The organism is Streptomyces racemochromogenes (assembly GCF_039535215.1).
In the GTDB taxonomy this organism is placed as follows: Bacteria; Actinomycetota; Actinomycetes; order Streptomycetales; family Streptomycetaceae; genus Streptomyces; species Streptomyces racemochromogenes.
Genome location: NZ_BAAAWT010000001.1, coordinates 2,937,846 through 2,953,083, shown reverse-complemented (window position 1 = coordinate 2,953,083; position 15,238 = coordinate 2,937,846). Strand labels below are relative to the sequence as shown.

Below are 15,238 nucleotides of genomic sequence, written 5' to 3'. Positions count from 1 at the left end.
GTACGCCGTGCCCTGCTCCCGGTGTTACGGGCGCGGGCCGGACGCGTGGTTGTCCAGCGAGACGATCTCCTCGCCGGACGCGTGGTTGTCGTCCGGAGTCTCGCCGGGCTTCACCACGGGAGGCTCCACCGGAAGCTCCCGCGGGTCGATCTCGACACCCGACGCATGGTTGTCGAACGGTCTGATGTCTCCGTCGAGCGGCAGGCTGTTCTCGTTCGTCGTCATCTCGGCTCTCCTGATCATGAGTCGGGCCCGTGGTGGGTCGGGCCCGTTCGGCGGTTCCCCCGTGGACCGCCGAACGGGTAGTCCTCCAACCGGCCCGGTAGTCCCCCGAAGCGCCGGGTCGATGTACCTATCGTGGCGCGCGGCGATAAACGAACGATGAACGTCCACGTCCATCGCGCGGCGGCCACCCGGCCCCCCGGAAACCAGCCGGTCAGGCGGCCAGTTCCGACGCCAGCAGGGCCCGCACCTCGGACAGTTCCGCCGACCCGAGCTGGGCGAAGACCGTCTCCGCGTCCCGCCAGCACGCCCGCGCCCGGTCCGGCTGTCCCAGCCGCCGCAGCGCCTTCCCCAGGACCGTCAGCACGGTCGCCCGGCGCCACTCCCCGCCGATCCCGCGCAGCGCGATGGCCTGCTCGGCGTGCTTGGCGGCCAGGGTGGGCCGCTCCGCCGCCAGATGGGCCTCCGCGAGCCGGAAGTGCGTGACGCCCTCCCACAGCGGCTGCCGGTTGTCGTGGAAGAGGGACAGGGCCTCGCCGAGCTGGTCCAGGGCCTCGCCGAGCCGGCCGGCCTGGGTGAGGGCGATGCCGAGAGCGTAGCGGCCGTTGGCCAGGCGCAGGGTCAGGCCCATCCGGTCGTAGACGGCGATGCCCTGCCGGGCCAGGTCTATGGCGCTGTCCAGGCGGCCCAGGCCGACGTGGATGCGGGAGAGGTTGCACAGGGCGCTGGCCTCGCCGATGTGGTTGTCGTCGGCGCGGAAGCTCTCTATGGCCTCCAGCAGGTAGCGCTCGCCGTCCTCGTAGCGGTTCTGGTAGAGGGCGATGATGCCCCGGTCGTTGGGTGCCCAGCAGCTGGGCAGCGGGTCGCCCGCCCCGCGGGCCAGGTCCATGGCCTGGCGGGCCTGCTCGTCGGCCTCGGCGAAGCGGCCGGCGAACAGGTGGACCATGGTGAGGGTGGTGCGGGCCCGGCCCTCCGAGCGCGGGTCCCGGGCGGCGCGGGCGGCCTCGCACAGGGTCAGCGCGGCGGACTCGTACTGCTTGGAGTTGGCGCCGGACTCGGCGAGGTCCTTGGCCGCCCACAGCAGGTCCACGGCCCGGCGCAGGGCGTCCGGCCGGCCGGCGGACTGGCGTGCGCAGGCGAGCAGCGGGTCGGCCTCGGCGAAGAGCCAGTCCAGGGCGGTGCGGGGGTCGCTGAGGACCAGGCCCGGGTGGCGGGTGGCGCTGAGGTGGGCCGGGAGCCGGTCCCCGGGGCGTTCGACCGCGTACACGCGGGCGGCGGTGGCGAGGTAGAAGTCGAGGAGCCGGTCGAGGGCGTCGGTCCGGCCGGCGGGCCGCTCGTCGCGTTCGGCGCACGCACGCGCGTAGAGCCGTACGAGGTCGTGGAAGCGGTAGCGGCCGGGTGCGGCGGATTCCAGCAGGGAGCAGTCGACTAAAGCCTCCAGGAGGTCTTCGGTCTCGTGCTCGGGGAGGTCGAGGACGGCGGCCGCGGCGGCGAGGGAGACGTCGGGGCCGTCGGCGAGGCCGAGGAGGCGGAAGGCGCGCTGCTGGGCGGGCTCCAGCTGGCCGTAGCCGAGCTCGAAGGTGGCCTTGACGGCGAGGTCGCCGGCCTGGAGCTCGTCGAGGCGGCGGCGTTCGTCGGCGAGCTTGGCGGCGAGGACGGAGACGGTCCAGGTGCGGCGGGCGGCGAGCCGGGACGCGGCGATGCGGATGGCCAGCGGCAGGAAGCCGCAGGCGCCGACGACGTCGAGGGCGGCCTGCCGTTCGGCGCCGACCCGTTCGGCGCCGACGATGCGGGTGAACAGCTGTAGCGCCTCCTCGGGGCTCATCACGTCGAGGTCGACGAGGTGGGCCCCGGCGAGACCCGACATCCGGACCCGGCTGGTGACGAGGGCGGCGCAGCCGGCGGTCCCGGGCAGCAGCGGCCGGACCTGGGCGGCGTCGCGGGCGTTGTCGAGCAGGACCAGGACGCGGCGGCCGTCGAGGATGGAGCGGTAGAGCGCGGCCCGGTCGGCGGGGGAGTCCGGGATGGAGCTGTCGGGGGTGCCGAGGGCGCGCAGGAAGGAGCCGAGGACGGCTTCGGGGAGGGCGGGGCGGGGTTCGGTGCCCTGGAGGTCGACGTAGAGCTGCCCGTCGGGGAAGTGCGGCCGGGCGGCGTGGGCGACGTGCACGGCGAGGGTGGTCTTGCCGACGCCGCCGATGCCGGCCAGCGCGGAGACGGCCATGACCTGTCCCTCGGCACCGGCGAGGATCTCCCCGAGTTCCGCGACGAAGGGGGCGCGGCCGGTGAAGTCGGGCACGGTGGCGGGCAACTGGGCGGGCCTCACGGGGACGGGCGCGGCGGAGGGGGCGGGGTCCTCGGCGCGGGCCAGTTCGGCGTCGGCGTTCAGGATCCGCTGCTGGAGCGCGGACAGCTCGGGCCGCGGGTCGACGCCGAGCTCGTCGGCGAGGAGCCGGCGGGTGTCCGCGTACACGGCGAGGGCCTCGGCCTGGCGGCCGCTGCGGTAGAGGGCGAGCATCAGCAGCTCGCGCAGCCGTTCCTGGAGGGGGTGCGCGGCGGTGAGGGCGGTGAGCTCGGAGACGGCCTCGGCGTGCTGGCCGACCTCCAGGTCGAGGTCGAGTCGGGTCTCCAGCAGCTGGAGTCGCCACTCGGACAGGCGGGTGCGCTCGGTCTCGGCGTGCGGGCCGGGGACCCCGGCGAGGGGTTCGCCGTCCCACATCTCCAGGGCGCGGGCCAGCAGCGTACGGGCGAGGGCGCGGTCGCCGGTGGCGCGGGCCTTCTCGGCGTCGGCGGCCAGGCTGCGGGCGATCCCGAGGTCGAGGGCCTCCTGGTGGCGCAGCCGGATGGCGTAGCCGCCGGCGTCGCTGACGAGCAGCCCGGGTTCGAGGACCTTGCGGAGCCGGGAGGCGTACGTGCGGATGGTGGCGAGGGCCTGCTGCGGGGGGTCCTCGCCCCAGATGGCGTCGATCAGCTCGGGCGCGGTGGCGGTGCGGCCGTCGCGCAGCAGCAGGACGGCGAGCAGGGCGCGCTGCTGGGGGCTGCCGGAGGGCAGCGCCTCGCCGCCGCGCCAGGCGCGGACGGGGCCGAGGACGGCGAAGCGGTTGTCGGAGGGGGCGGGGGCGCTCGCGCCCGGCGTGGTGCCCGCTCCGGTTCCGGCTCCGGTGCCGATGCGGGGCGGGGCCGCGTCGGGGTTGCTCCGCTGCTGCGGGATGGGCGGTACGCCGTCCAACTGTCGTCCCCCCTGCCTTCCGTCGGTTCAAGGGTCAGTCTGCCCTGTGTTGCACGTACAAGTCAGCCCGCGGCGGAGCCAACCGTTCCTGGCCGAAGTGCGACTGCGGCGGGACTTCAGCGGGACTGCGGCGGAACTGCGGTGGGACTTCGGCGGTACTTCGGCGGTACTTCGGTCCAGCCGTGCGAATAGCTGACGGTTCGTCAGTTCAACGCTACCGTGGAACGCATGGAGACCTTCCCGAAGATCATCTCGGTGGACGACCACACGGTTGAGCCCCCCCACGTCTGGCGGGACCGGCTCCCGTCCAGGTACCGCGACACCGGCCCCCGGATCGTCCGCGCCCCCCTCAAGGAAATGACCTTCCTCGGCGGGAAGTTCGCGCCCGTCATGGGCGCCAGGGGCGACGACGGCCCGATCGGCGACTGGTGGGTGTACGAGGACCTGCACCGGCCGCTCACCCGCCTCGACACCGCGGTGGGGTACGACCGCGACGAGATCAAGCTGGAAGTCATCACCTACGAGCAGATGCGCCCGGGCTCCTTCTCGGTTCCCGAGCGGCTCGCCGACATGGACGTCAACCACGTCCAGTCCGCCCTCTGCTTCCCCACCTTCCCGCGCTTCTGCGGCCAGACCTTCACCGAGGCCAAGGACCGCGAGCTCGGGCTGCTCGGCGTACGCGCCTACAACGACTGGATGGTCGAGGAGTGGTGCGGGCCCGAGGCGCACGGCCGCCTCATCCCGCTGACCCTGATCCCGCTGTGGGACGCCCGGCTGGCCGCCGAGGAGGTCCGCCGCAACGCCGCCCGGGGCGTGCGGGCCGTCGCCTTCTCCGAGATACCCCCGCACCTGGGACTGCCGTCGATCCACACCGACGCGTGGGACCCCTTCCTCCAGGCGTGCGACGAGACGGGCACGGTCATCGCCATGCACATCGGCTCCTCGTCGCGCATGCCCTCCACCTCGGCGGACGCCCCGCCGGCCGTCGGGTCCACCATCACCTTCGCCAACTGCTGCTTCTCGATGGTGGACTGGCTGATGAGCGGCAAGTTCGAGCGCTTCCCCAACCTGAGGATCATGTACGCCGAGGGCCAGATCGGCTGGATCCCCTACATCCTGGAGCGCGCGAACGTGGTCTGGGAGGAGAACCGCGGCTGGGGCGGCGTCGCCGACAAGGTCCACCGCCCGCCGTCCGAGCTCTTCGCCGAGCACGTCTACGGCTGCTTCTTCGACGACGCCTTCGGGCTGCGCAACCTGGGTGACATCGGGGTGGGCAACGTCCTCTACGAGACGGACTACCCGCACTCGGACTCCACCTGGCCGAAGTCGAGGGAGGTCGGCGAGGCCCAGATGGGCCACCTGGACCCGGACGTCGTGGACCGCATCGTCCGCGGCAACGCCATCGACCTGCTGGGTCTCACGGCGGAGGGGCTGTGGGCGGGGGCGGGGGCGTAGGGGGGTGAGGGGGTCCTGCTTTCGGCCGCGGAGTACGACATCCGGGGCGGGCGTCTCGGTATTGTCCCGGCGGGCGGAGGCAGGTAGTCCCCGCGCTCAGGAGGTTCGCCATGGCCAGGACGACGATCGACGTGGACGATGCCCTGCTGGCGGAGGCGGCGGAGATCTTCGGCACGAAGACGAAGGTCGCCACGGTCAACGCAGCCCTTCAGGACGCCGTCAACCGCCGCAAGCGGACGGAGTTCCTGGACCGGCTCGCCGAAGGCGGGCTGCCGGACCTGACCGGTCCGGTAGAGCGGCCGGGGGCCTGACAGGCGAGGGTGCGGGGCGGCCCGTGCGATGGGTCGTGCCGCGCGGGACGGCGGACTGACTCGCCTCGCGGTCAGGCTGTGGCGGCCGGGGTGGCCGTCACCGCCGGGTGGACGTGGGTGAGGAGGAGGTCCAGGAAGCGGTCCGGGTGGCGCAGGGCCGCGAAGTGGCTCGCGTCCTGGATCAGTGCGAAGGCCTTGCGGGGAGCGTCGACCGCGTCGAAGTACGCCTTTGCGCGGGCTGCCGGGGTGATCACGTCCTGGGCGCCCTGGAAGACGAAGAAGGGGATGCGGAAGGTGGTCCCGTCGGCCCAGACGTCGATGTCATGGGAGCCGGGGGTGACGGTCTCCGAGAAGGCCTGCGCCTTGAAGTACGCCGCGATCGTGCGGAGGGAGTACAGCGGCGACAGCCAGAGCGAGCCGAGAATGACCTTCTTCACGGTGTCCAGCGTCAGCGGGTCGCTGCCTGCACACAGCTTGTCGTACGCGGTCCGCTGCTTCGAGGTCCAGCGGCGCGGGTCCGGGCCCATGGCCTCGATCTCCGCCGCCTGCTTGGCCTTGCCCGCCGCCCGGAGCCGGTCGAGGGTGGCGTCGTACGCGGTGGTGTCGCGGCCCCCCTCCAGGACGTTCTGGTCGGTGCCGACGTACGCCGAGTAGAGCTCGGGGTGGCTGCGGGCCAGGCGGAGCCCGAAGACGGTGCCGAAGGAGCTCGCCAGGAGCACGACCCGGTCCACGCCGAGGCGCTCGCGGACGTGGTGGGTGACCTCCAGGGCGTCGGCGTACAGCTGCGCGAAGGTGGCCGGCCCCGGGCCCTGTGCGGCCGCGCCGCCGTTGGCGAAGGTGAGGCCGGCGCCGCGCATGTCCCACCGGACGAGGGTGAAGTGCCGCTCCCAGGACCGGGTACGGGCACCGTAGGGGGAGTTGGCGGCACCGGGACCGCCGTGGATCTCCAGGAGTACCGGGTTCGCCCGGTCCTCGCCCCGGATGGAGATCCACTGCTCGATCCCGCCGATGGTGACGAATCCCTGCTCGTCGATGCCGTTCGGCGTCCCGATCCGCATCAGGCGCGCGTTGGCGGCGCGGCGGAGGGCGCGGTGGGTGAGGAGGGCGGCGGCGGGTGCGGTGAGGGCGGTGGCGATGGCGGCGGTGGTGGCGATCAGCATTACTGTTTCCCCCGGACGCTGTTTGGCTGTTGAGGGGGAGCTTACGGGAAACCGGTGGGTTGTAAAGGCCATTGCTGATCGCGGCTGGTCGAGTTTGACCGAGCTGCTGCTACAGGCCGCGCTGTACGAGTGGAGGTACTGGTCCGGGGGGAGGGGTCGCCCTGAACATGGCGCGGAGGTGCGTGAGTTGGGGGTGTCCGAGGTGGAGCGTGTGAACGACACCGGCTGTGAGACCGAAGAGGACCAGGACTTCGAGGACCCGAACGGGTCCCTGCGCAGCTTCGCGGCCGTCCTCAAGGCCTTCTGGAAACGCGCCCGCCTGACCCAGGAGGGCCTGGGCGAGCTGATCGGATACTCCCCGCAGTACATCGCCTCGGTGGAGCAGGCCGCCGCTACCCGAGTGAACGGCTGGTGGAGCTGAACGCGAGGGACGCTATGAGCAACGCCGATCTGCGCTGGTTCAAGAGCGGCTCCAGCAGTGGCGACGGCGATAATTGCGTCGAAGTAGCCCTCTCCTGGCGCAAGTCGACGTACAGCAGCGCCGACGGTGACGACTGCGTCGAGGTGGCCGCCTGCACGGACACGGTCCACGTCTGGGACTCCAAGGTGGCGGCCGGTCCCGAGCTGGCCCTCGCCCCTGCGGCCTGGGTGGCCTTCCTCGGCGGAGTCACGGGCTGACGGGGTTCCGGCCGGACGGTCTCAGAGAAGGTGTGGGGCTTTCCCGTCAGTCTCATCGTCCTTCCGTGGCGGGCCGGCCTGTCAAGGGCGCTCCTTCGTCGCGTCGCTTCGCGATGGCCTTCGGCCACCCTTGACAGGCCGTCCCGCCACGGAAAAACGAAGACTGCCGGGAAACCCCCAAAAGGACGGCACGGTCCATGGTGAAGGGACGGCCGCGTCAGCGACGAGGCGAGGGGCCGGGGGCCGGCTGCCTGCGCCGCATGCCGATCAGAGCGGCCCGGGGAGCCGCCAGGGCGCGACAGATCGCTACGCGCTCCTCAGATCTCAGCGTCCGCCGACCGCCCGTGGCGGATACCCGCACCAGAGGACGAAATGAGCAGCCCGGGAGTCCGGCAGGCGCGACAGATCGCTACGCGCTCCTCTCTCTCGGCGGCCGACGCGCCGTCCAGGGCTGATACCCGCACCAGAGGACGAACAGAGCAGCTCAGGTCACGTCCAGCCGGTGGCGGCGTGGATCAGGTCGCGCTCTGCGGGGGTGGGGAGGCGGAAGGCCAGCCGTTCGCCGTACCAGTCGAGGATGCCGCGACGGAGCTCGGCTGCCAGACCGTCCAGCCCATCGGTCTCGAACATGTCGTTGGCGTCCGCCGGCCGCCCCGGTGCCGCCGTCTGGAAGAGGACGACCTGGATGTGGTCGAAGGCCTTCCCGCTCTTGTCGTAGGTGAGCTCGCCCGCCGTGATCTGGAGGTAGAACGCGACCCCCTCGGCGTCCTCGCCGATGCCCAGGACGCCGTCCAGGTCCGCGTACTTCCCGCTCATGTGCCCATTGTCCTCACGTATCAGCCCTGGACGGCCGTCGGCCGCCGAGAAACGAGGAGCGCGTAGCGGTCTGTCGCGCCCGTCGGATCCCTTGGCGGCTCTGTTCGTCCTCGCGTGCGGGTACCAGCCCAAGACGGTCGTCGGACGCTGAGAAATGAGAAGCGCGTAGCGATCTGTCGCGTCTGGGGGGCTTCCTGGGCTGCTCTGGTCGTCCTCTCGTGCGGATTGTCGCGCCCCTGGCCCTGAATCCGGACTCTTGAGGCCCCGGATGTCGGGCGGGCCGGCACCCGGCTCCTCGCCTGGTCCCTGAGAAGGCTGTCCTCCTCCTCTGGACCGTGCCGTTTCTTTGGGGGTTTCCCGGCAGTCTTTCGGCTTTCCGGTTCGGGTCGGTCGGTCAAGGGTGGCCGAAGGCCATCGCGTAGCGACGCGACCGAAGGGAGCGCCCTTGAGGGACCGGCCCGGACCGGAAGGACGATGGGACTGACGGGAAGCCCCCGACCTGCTCTGATCCGGCCAGGCTGAATCCCGCCAACCCGGTGCCGACCGGCCCTTCGGCCTTGCACCTTGGCATGCCCGCGGGGCATGCTCGCCGGGGCGAAGCGGGAGGGGATCATGGCGGTGGACAAGCGGTCCGTGGTGACGGGAGTGCTGTGCGCACTGGCGGCGCTCGGCGCCTCGGCGGCGGTGGCTGAGTTGGCTCCGCCACCCGAGGCGGCCGCGCCCGTGCGCGCCAAGTCGGCAGCGCCCGCGGCGTCGCCGACCGGGCCGTCGCGGGCGCAGGTGTCCAAGCCGCAGCTCGCCACGCCTCCGCCGGCCGCCGCGAGCCCCCAGCCCGGCGTGCCCGTCGCGTTCACCGGCGCCCTCTTCACCGGCGGCCTGGACGGCGAGCACTTCTGCACCGCCACCGTCGTGCGCAGTCCCGGCAAGAACCTGATCGTCACCGCCGGCCACTGCCTGATGGAGGGCAAGCAGACCGGCGGCAAGGGCGCCGTCTTCGCCCCCGGGTACGTGAACGGGACCGCCCCCTACGGGGTGTGGAAGATCGAGGAGGTCTTCGAGGACGAGCGCTGGGCCGAGGGCACCGACGACGACTACGACCTCGCCTTCGCCCGTCTCGCCCCCGACGACAAGGGCCGTACCGTCGAGGCCGTCACCGGTGGCGCGCCCCTGGACACCTCCGGCCGTGCGGGCGAGGAGGTCACGGTGACCGGTTACCCCGCCGACCGCAAGGTCCCGCGTACCTGCACGGCCGTCGCCGTCCGCACCGGCGAGCGGGAGCAGCGCTTCGACTGCTCCGACTTCCCGGGCGGCACCAGCGGCAGCGCCTGGATCGGCCGGGACGGGAAGATCATCGGCATTCTGACCGGCGGGGACACGGACGACGTCTCCACCAGCACGGTCCTCGGCGACTACGCCGCCAAGCTCTACGCGCGGGCCTCGGGCCAGCGCTGAGTCTCAGGCCTGCCCGTCCAGGACCTCCCGCGTCAGCGTGAGGAGGGCCGGTAGGGCGGGGTGGGGCGGGCCCTCGCGCCAGGCGAGGACGACGGGGACGGGCGGGGCGTCGGCCAGGGGGCGGTAGACCAGCGACGGGTGCGCGTGGTTGCTCGGGGTCGCCGAGGTGGTGATGCCCAGGGCGCGCCCGGCGGCGATGGTCATCAGCCACTCGTCGGTGTTGGTCACCTCGATCACCGGTGCGGGGCGGCCCGTCGCGGGCCACAGGTCCAGGGTGGTGGTCCCGGAGACGGTGTTCAGGGCGATGGGGCGGCCCGTGAGGTCGGCCAGGGTGAGGCGCGGGAGTGCGGCCAGAGGGCTGTCGGCCGGCATGACCACCACCCGGTCCTCCTCCAGCAGCAGCGCGGTGCGCAGTCCGGGCGCGGTGACGGCGCCGCGCAGCAGGGCCGCGTCGACCTTGCCCTGGGTGAGGCCGGCGGTGGGGTCGTCGACGCGGAGCAGCTCCAGCGGGACGTCCGGGCGGGACTCGTCCCAGCGGCGCAGCAGCGGGACCGTGTGGTCGCCGAGCGCCGCCCAGGTGTGGCCCAGGCGCAGGGGCCAGCTCCGTAGTCCGCCGGGGTCGAGGGCGGCGTCCACGGCGGCGACGGCGGCACGGGCCTTGTCGCGGAACGTACGTCCCTGCGCGGTGAGTTCCAGGTGGTGCGTGGAGCGGTCGACGAGGCGGGCGCCGAGGTGGTCCTCCAGTTGGCGCAGGGTCCGCGACAGTGCGGGCTGGCCGATGTGGAGGCGGGCGGCGGCGCGGGTGACGTTGCCCTCGTCGGCGATGGCGAGGAAGGCGCGCAGGTGCCGCAGCTCGATGGTCATGCCTGGGGAGCATAACCGGGCGCCATTCGGCATTTCACACGGCACGGCCCGGTTCCTAGCGTGAAAGCCATGACCTCCACGCCCTCCACGACCTCCGTGACCTCCACGCCCTCCACGACCTCCGTGCCTTCGGGTACCACGACTCCTGCCCCCGCCGCCCGCCTCCTGCGCCGCCCCGCCGGCCGCGGCACCCTCGGCGGGGTCGGGCTGGTGCTGGCCGGGACGCTGTCGGTGCAGTTCGGGTCGGCCTTCGCCGCGCTGCTGTTCCCCCGGGCCGGGGCCCTGGGGACGGTCGCGCTGCGGGTGGCCTTCGCCGCGGTGCTGCTGCTGGTTGTCGCCCGGCCCCGGCTGCGCGGGTACGCGCCCGGCGACTGGGCGGTGGCCGTCGGCTTCGGCCTGGCCCTGGGCGGCATGAACCTGCTCTTCTACCAGGCCGTCGACCGGATCCCGCTGGGCGCGGCGGTCACCTTCGAGGTGCTCGGGCCGCTGCTGCTGTCGGTGGCGGTCTCGCGGCGCGCGGCGGGCCTGCTGTGGGCGGCGCTGGCGCTGGCCGGGGTGTTCCTGCTGGGCGGGGGCGGCTTCGACGGGCTCGGGGCGGCGGGCGTGGCGTTCGCGCTGGGCGCCGGCGCGATGTGGGCGGCGTACATCGTCCTGGCCGCCCGGGCGGGCTCCCGGTTCCCGCGCCTGGACGGGCTGGCCGTCGCGATGGCCGTCGCCGCCCTGGTCGCCCTGCCGCTCGGCATCGGGTCGGCGGGTACCGCCCTGCTGGAGCCGGGCGTGCTCGCCCTGGGCCTGGCCATCGCGGTGATGAGCTCGGGGGTGCCGTACACGCTGGAGCTGCTCGCCCTGCGCAGGCTGCCCGCGGCCACCTTCGCGGTCCTGGCCAGCCTGTCCCCCGCCGTCGCGGCGGTGGCCGGCTACCTGGTGCTGGACCAGGGCCTTACGCCCGTCCAGTGCGCGGCGGTCGCACTCGTCGTCGTGGCGAGCGCGGGCGCGGTGCGCACCGGCGGGCGGTAGGGCGGGCGCCGCGGTCTCAGACGCCGCCCTCGATGAGCGTCCAGCCCGAGGAGACCTGGGGCAGCGGGCCGACGTTGGTGTAGTTGCCGTTCACGAGCGTCGAGGTCCAGGCGGTTCCGTCGTTCTTGTAGAAGAACAGGCTGTCGGAGGTGCGGCCCACCTTGTCCCAGACACCGCTCGTGCCGATCTTGCGGAAGGCGATGCCGCCGCCGTCGACGGCCTTGGACACCCGGAACTCCAGTCCACCGCCGACTCTCGCCCAGGACAGCAGGGAGTCCTTCGTGGCGGTCAGCTCGCCCAGGAAGTCGTCCCTCGGGATGCCGCCCTTGTGCGTGTAGACACCGCCGGAGAGGGTCCCGTACCCCACGTTGCTCCAGGGGAATTCGGTCGAACCGTGCCGCGCTGCCGCGACCAGCGTGTCGCAGGAGGCGGCCATCGTGCCCCAGCCCGAGCTGAAGTTGTCGTAGACGCGGCTCTCCCGGTACAGGCCGCCCTTGAGGGTGCCCGTGACGCCGTGACCGTCGTCCTTGTAGAAGATCACGGAGTCGCCGGACGCCTCGACGAAGGTCCAGCCCTTGGAGAAGTCGTCGTACTTCTCGCTGCGGGTGTACTTGCCGTTCGTGAAGGTGCCGGTCTCGCCGGCGCCGGTCTTCGCGTTGTAGAGCACGAGCGAATCGCGGCTGGCAGCCGCGTGCGTGTAGCCGGTCGGGAGGTGCAGCGCCTCCTTGTACTGCCAACGGCCGTTGGTGAGGGTTCCGGTGCCGGCTTCGCCGCTGCCGGACTTGTAGAACAGGATCGAGTTGTTCGGCGTGCTCTGGTTGCAGTACGGCGAGGCGGCGCTCGCGGGCTGGAGCGGGCCGGCCAGCAGGACGGCCGTCGCGGAAGTGGCCGTGGCAAGCGCGACCACCAGGGATTTCCTCATGGATGCTCCCCTTTCCTCGCACTCGGACGCGTGCGGCGGCCCCGTCGGGGCGTGCCGCAGCGGTGCGGTCTGAAGGAGGACGCTCCTGCGCGCGGGCCCGCCGCCCCCCGCGGCACCGGCCGTCGCTGCTGCGCGAACGTCCTCGTTCATCCTGCGCCGCCCGGCTCCGCCCCGCATCTCGGCCACGCGGACGACGCGGACCCCCCGCCGGGCCGGGCCGGGCCGGGGCGCCGTGAGGCGATCAGGCCGTCAGGCGATCAGGCCCAGGTGGACCGGTTCGGCGGGGGTGCGGGCGAGGAGTTCCGGCAGGCGCGGGGGCCAGAGGGGTTCGCCGAGGCCGGCCAGGCGCTCGGGGGAGAGCCACTGCCAGTGGATGCCGGGCTCCTCGAGGACCGGCTCGCGGTGGGGGCCGGTGGTGACGTAGATGTGCTCGTGCTGGCGCACCGGGATGCCCTGGTGGGTGAAGTCGTGCTCCCAGGTGCACAGCAGCCGCTGCGGTTCCAGGTCGGTCCAGCCGGTCTCCTCGCGCAGCTCGCGCCGCACGCACTGCTCCGGGGTCTCGCCCGGGTCGATGCCGCCGCCCGGGGGCAGCCAGTGGATGCCGACCTCCACGTTGTTCTCGCGGAACAGGAACACCGATCCGCTGGGGGAGAGGACGACAATGCGCGCTGCCTGACGTGGAGTTCTCATCAGATCAGGGTAGGCCGGGCGGTACCGGGACGGGAGGGGTCGGCGGCACCCCGAGGGGCGCCGCCGACCCCTCCCTACGCCGCCTGGAGCACCAGGGCCGCGCGGACCGCCGGCACACCGCCGGCGAGGGCGCCGGGCCAGGCCCGTCCATCGTCGCCTCCCTCGCCCGGGCGCACGGCGCACGGCGCGCGGCTGCTCGCCGAGGCCGATCCGGAACCGGACGGCGGGCTCACCGTCAGCCTCCGCTTTCCGGCGCCGCACCGGGTGCGGGAGGCCGCCGTTCGCGGAGAACGATGATCACCTGATGTACCTTCGGGTGGATGAGCAAGCACGCCCGAGCCCGCTCCCGCTTTCGGACCGGCGACCGTACGCAGTCCCGTACGGGCCCCCGCGCGGCCGACCGCCGGCGTTCCGCTTCGGCCGGCCGGCCGCCGAAGGCGCTGATCGCCGTGGCCGCCCTCGGCCTGCTGACCTTCGCCGCCGCCTGGCTGCACGCCCTGCACGAACAGCCCGGCGCGCCCGTCCCGGCGGCCCGCTCGGACGCCCGCCCGCAGGCCCAGGGCGCGGCCCCGCGGGAGCAGCCGCAGGCGCAGGGCGGCGCCCCGGGCCACGCCGCGCGCGGCACCCCCCGGGCGGACGCCCTCCAGGGCCTGCCGGACACCCTCAGCGCGGCGACCCGCGCCCGGATCCCGGCGACCGCACGCCAGCTGGTGCTGGTCACCGGCAAGGCGAAGGACTCCTCGGACTCCACCGTCACCTTCTTCACCCGCCCCGCCGCGGGCAAGGACTGGACCGCGGCCGGGCAGTGGCCCGCCCGCAACGGCGCCAAGGGCTGGTCCGCCGAGCGGGAGCGCGAGTACGGGGACCTGACCTCCCCGGAGGGCGTGTACTCCCTCACCGACGCGGGCGGCCTGCTGCCGCCCCCGCCCGGCACGAAACTCCCGTACGACCAGGACCGCGGCTTCGTCCCCTCGGGCCGGGGCGTGAACGGCGAGTCCCTGGACGGCTCCTTCGACTACGTCGTGGCGATCGACTACAACCGCCGCAAGGGGGTCTCCCCGCTGGACCCGGGCATGCCGGAGGGCGAGGACAAGGGCGGCAACATCTGGCTCCACGTCGACCACGACGGCCCCTCCCAGGGCTGCGTGGGCCTGCCCAGGGAGGCGATGGAACAGCTGCTGCGCACCCTGGACCCGGCGGCGAAGCCGGTCATCGCGATGGGTCCGGCAGGCTTCTGACGCCGGCACGGGCACCGCTACCGGCACGGGCACCGCTACCGGCACCGGCACCGCTACCGGCACCGCTACCGGCACCGGCACCGGCACCGGCACCGGCACCGACCCCGGGCCGCAGCACCAGCAGCCCCACGTAGACGAGGTCGAAGACGCAGCACAGCACCCCCAGCCCGAGCACGAACCCGTTCCCCTCCAGCACCCCGAACAGCACGGTCGGCGCGAGGGTGCCGAGCCATTTGGCGACGGCGATGAGCGGCGACTGCCCGTGCGGGCCGAGCCGGGCGGCGTACATGCCGATGAACAGGCCGGACATCAGCAGGTTCTGCAGGAACGCCGAGTAGCGGCTGGCGTCGTGCGTCCCGAAGTGCGCGACGAACAGCAGCTGCACGGCGAAGCCGGCGCCGAGGAGCAGCGCGCCCCAGGCGGCGAACAGCGGCCGGGTGACGAAGCCGGGCAGCCCGGCCCGGCCGTGGCGGAGCCAGGTGTAGATGATCAGGGTGTCGGCGACGGCCCACACCACGTTGACCACGCCCTGCGGGGAGAGCCCGGTACGGACGTCGTCGACGGCGTAGACGACCTCCCAGGCGAAGTTCAGCGCGAGCGCGGCGACGGGCATGGCGTACGTCCGGTCCCGCAGCCCGACCCGCACGGCCTCGACGTACACGACGGTCCAGGCGACCCCGCTGATGAGCGTCAGCATCAGTTCCACGCGCGCACCCTAGGCGCTCCGCGCCCGGCCGGACAGCCCCCTGGGGGAGGGCGGCGGGTCAGGCGTCGTCGGGACGCTCCGGGTCATGTCCTGGGCATGGGCTCCTCGTCGGCGTCGGTCATGGGGTTGAGGTCGAGGATCCGGACCCGCTCGCCGGCCCACCGCTTCGGTTCCGTGGTCGCGACGATCGCGCCGTCCGGCCGGTCGGGGGTGGGCTGCGCGGCGTGGAGGCAGTGGGCGGCGGCCCAGGTCTCCTGCCGTGAGACGGCCAGCGCGGCGGGCAGGTCCAGGTCCAGGACGATCATGCCGGGCAGGGCCGCGAGGTGTTCCGCCGTACCTGGCCGGGTCCGGTCGGCCTCGACCAGCGCGCAGGACGGGGCGTACAGGAACCAGCCGGACTCGGCGTGAGCGCGGTGGATGAGGCGCGAGGCCAGGACGTTTCCCCGGCCGGCCGCGGTCATGGCCGACTCGTCCAGCACGA

Annotated in this window: 16 protein-coding genes; 7 read left to right on the top strand and 9 right to left on the bottom strand. The window is 73.2% G+C overall.

All coding sequences use genetic code 11. The features are described 5' to 3' along the window. Positions 1-24: 24 nt before the first annotated feature. Both ABD973_RS13500 and afsR read right to left on the bottom strand, forming a co-directional pair. Positions 25-225: a hypothetical protein gene (locus tag ABD973_RS13500; protein WP_125822036.1), complete on the bottom strand. Its 201-nt coding sequence runs from the start codon at positions 223-225 to the stop codon at positions 25-27. Positions 226-436: 211 nt separating this feature from the next. Then, on the bottom strand, positions 437-3,448 hold the full coding sequence (afsR, locus tag ABD973_RS13495) for an SARP-family global regulator AfsR (RefSeq protein WP_125822037.1): 3,012 nt from the start codon (positions 3,446-3,448) through the stop codon (positions 437-439). 228 nt (positions 3,449-3,676) lie between these two features. On the opposite strand from afsR, the gene ABD973_RS13490 reads away from it, so the two are divergent. Then, complete coding sequence (locus tag ABD973_RS13490) at positions 3,677-4,903, top strand: amidohydrolase family protein (protein WP_125822038.1); 1,227 nt, start codon at positions 3,677-3,679, stop codon at positions 4,901-4,903. Positions 4,904-5,013: 110 nt separating this feature from the next. Then, positions 5,014-5,214 carry a type II toxin-antitoxin system VapB family antitoxin gene (locus tag ABD973_RS13485; protein ID WP_125822039.1) on the top strand — a complete coding sequence of 67 codons (201 nt, stop codon included), beginning with the start codon at positions 5,014-5,016 and terminating at the stop codon, positions 5,212-5,214. Between the two features lie 71 nt (positions 5,215-5,285). On the opposite strand, the gene ABD973_RS13480 is transcribed toward ABD973_RS13485, so the two are convergent. After that, on the bottom strand, positions 5,286-6,374 hold the full coding sequence (locus tag ABD973_RS13480; RefSeq protein ID WP_345500175.1) for an alpha/beta fold hydrolase: 1,089 nt from the start codon (positions 6,372-6,374) through the stop codon (positions 5,286-5,288). 211 nt (positions 6,375-6,585) lie between these two features. Here ABD973_RS13480 and ABD973_RS13475 point away from each other — a divergent pair, with 211 nt between their 5' ends. Together ABD973_RS13475 and ABD973_RS13470 are read left to right on the top strand one after the other, a co-directional pair. Further along, entirely contained in the window at positions 6,586-6,795 is a 210-nt protein-coding gene (locus tag ABD973_RS13475; protein WP_125822041.1) for a helix-turn-helix domain-containing protein, read from the top strand. Between the two features lie 14 nt (positions 6,796-6,809). Next, positions 6,810-7,052, top strand: coding sequence for a DUF397 domain-containing protein (locus ABD973_RS13470; RefSeq protein WP_125822042.1), 243 nt, complete (start codon positions 6,810-6,812; stop codon positions 7,050-7,052). 489 nt (positions 7,053-7,541) lie between these two features. Here ABD973_RS13470 and ABD973_RS13465 read toward each other — a convergent pair whose 3' ends face one another. Continuing rightward, a complete protein-coding gene (locus ABD973_RS13465; RefSeq protein WP_125822043.1) occupies positions 7,542-7,868 on the bottom strand; it encodes a hypothetical protein in 327 nt (108 codons plus the stop codon). A 612-nt stretch (positions 7,869-8,480) separates the two neighbouring features. Between ABD973_RS13465 and ABD973_RS13460 the strand changes: the two genes are divergently transcribed. Continuing rightward, the gene (locus ABD973_RS13460; protein ID WP_345500174.1) at positions 8,481-9,320 is read left to right on the top strand and encodes a trypsin-like serine peptidase; all 840 of its coding nucleotides are present in this window, start codon (positions 8,481-8,483) and stop codon (positions 9,318-9,320) included. Between the two features lie 3 nt (positions 9,321-9,323). Here ABD973_RS13460 and ABD973_RS13455 read toward each other — a convergent pair whose 3' ends face one another. Continuing rightward, entirely contained in the window at positions 9,324-10,184 is an 861-nt protein-coding gene (locus tag ABD973_RS13455; protein WP_125822044.1) for a LysR family transcriptional regulator, read from the bottom strand. Positions 10,185-10,253: 69 nt separating this feature from the next. On the opposite strand from ABD973_RS13455, the gene ABD973_RS13450 reads away from it, so the two are divergent. Further along, positions 10,254-11,201, top strand: a complete 948-nt coding sequence (locus ABD973_RS13450) for an EamA family transporter (RefSeq protein WP_345500173.1) — start codon at positions 10,254-10,256, stop codon at positions 11,199-11,201. Between the two features lie 16 nt (positions 11,202-11,217). Here ABD973_RS13450 and ABD973_RS13445 read toward each other — a convergent pair whose 3' ends face one another. Beyond that, positions 11,218-12,123 carry a hypothetical protein gene (locus ABD973_RS13445; protein WP_125822045.1) on the bottom strand — a complete coding sequence of 302 codons (906 nt, stop codon included), beginning with the start codon at positions 12,121-12,123 and terminating at the stop codon, positions 11,218-11,220. 249 nt (positions 12,124-12,372) lie between these two features. Next, on the bottom strand, positions 12,373-12,813 hold the full coding sequence (locus tag ABD973_RS13440; RefSeq protein ID WP_125603591.1) for an NUDIX hydrolase: 441 nt from the start codon (positions 12,811-12,813) through the stop codon (positions 12,373-12,375). A gap of 320 nt (positions 12,814-13,133) precedes the next feature. Here ABD973_RS13440 and ABD973_RS13435 point away from each other — a divergent pair, with 320 nt between their 5' ends. Next, on the top strand, positions 13,134-14,051 hold the full coding sequence (locus tag ABD973_RS13435) for a L,D-transpeptidase family protein (protein ID WP_345500172.1): 918 nt from the start codon (positions 13,134-13,136) through the stop codon (positions 14,049-14,051). On the opposite strand, the gene ABD973_RS13430 is transcribed toward ABD973_RS13435, so the two are convergent. Together ABD973_RS13430 and ABD973_RS13425 are read right to left on the bottom strand one after the other, a co-directional pair. Then, positions 14,023-14,748, bottom strand: coding sequence for a transmembrane-type terpene cyclase (locus ABD973_RS13430; protein WP_345504576.1), 726 nt, complete (start codon positions 14,746-14,748; stop codon positions 14,023-14,025). The genes ABD973_RS13435 and ABD973_RS13430 overlap by 29 nt on opposite strands. A gap of 92 nt (positions 14,749-14,840) precedes the next feature. Further along, positions 14,841-15,218: a PIN domain-containing protein gene (locus ABD973_RS13425; protein WP_386381596.1), complete on the bottom strand. Its 378-nt coding sequence runs from the start codon at positions 15,216-15,218 to the stop codon at positions 14,841-14,843. Positions 15,219-15,238: the final 20 nt, after the last annotated feature.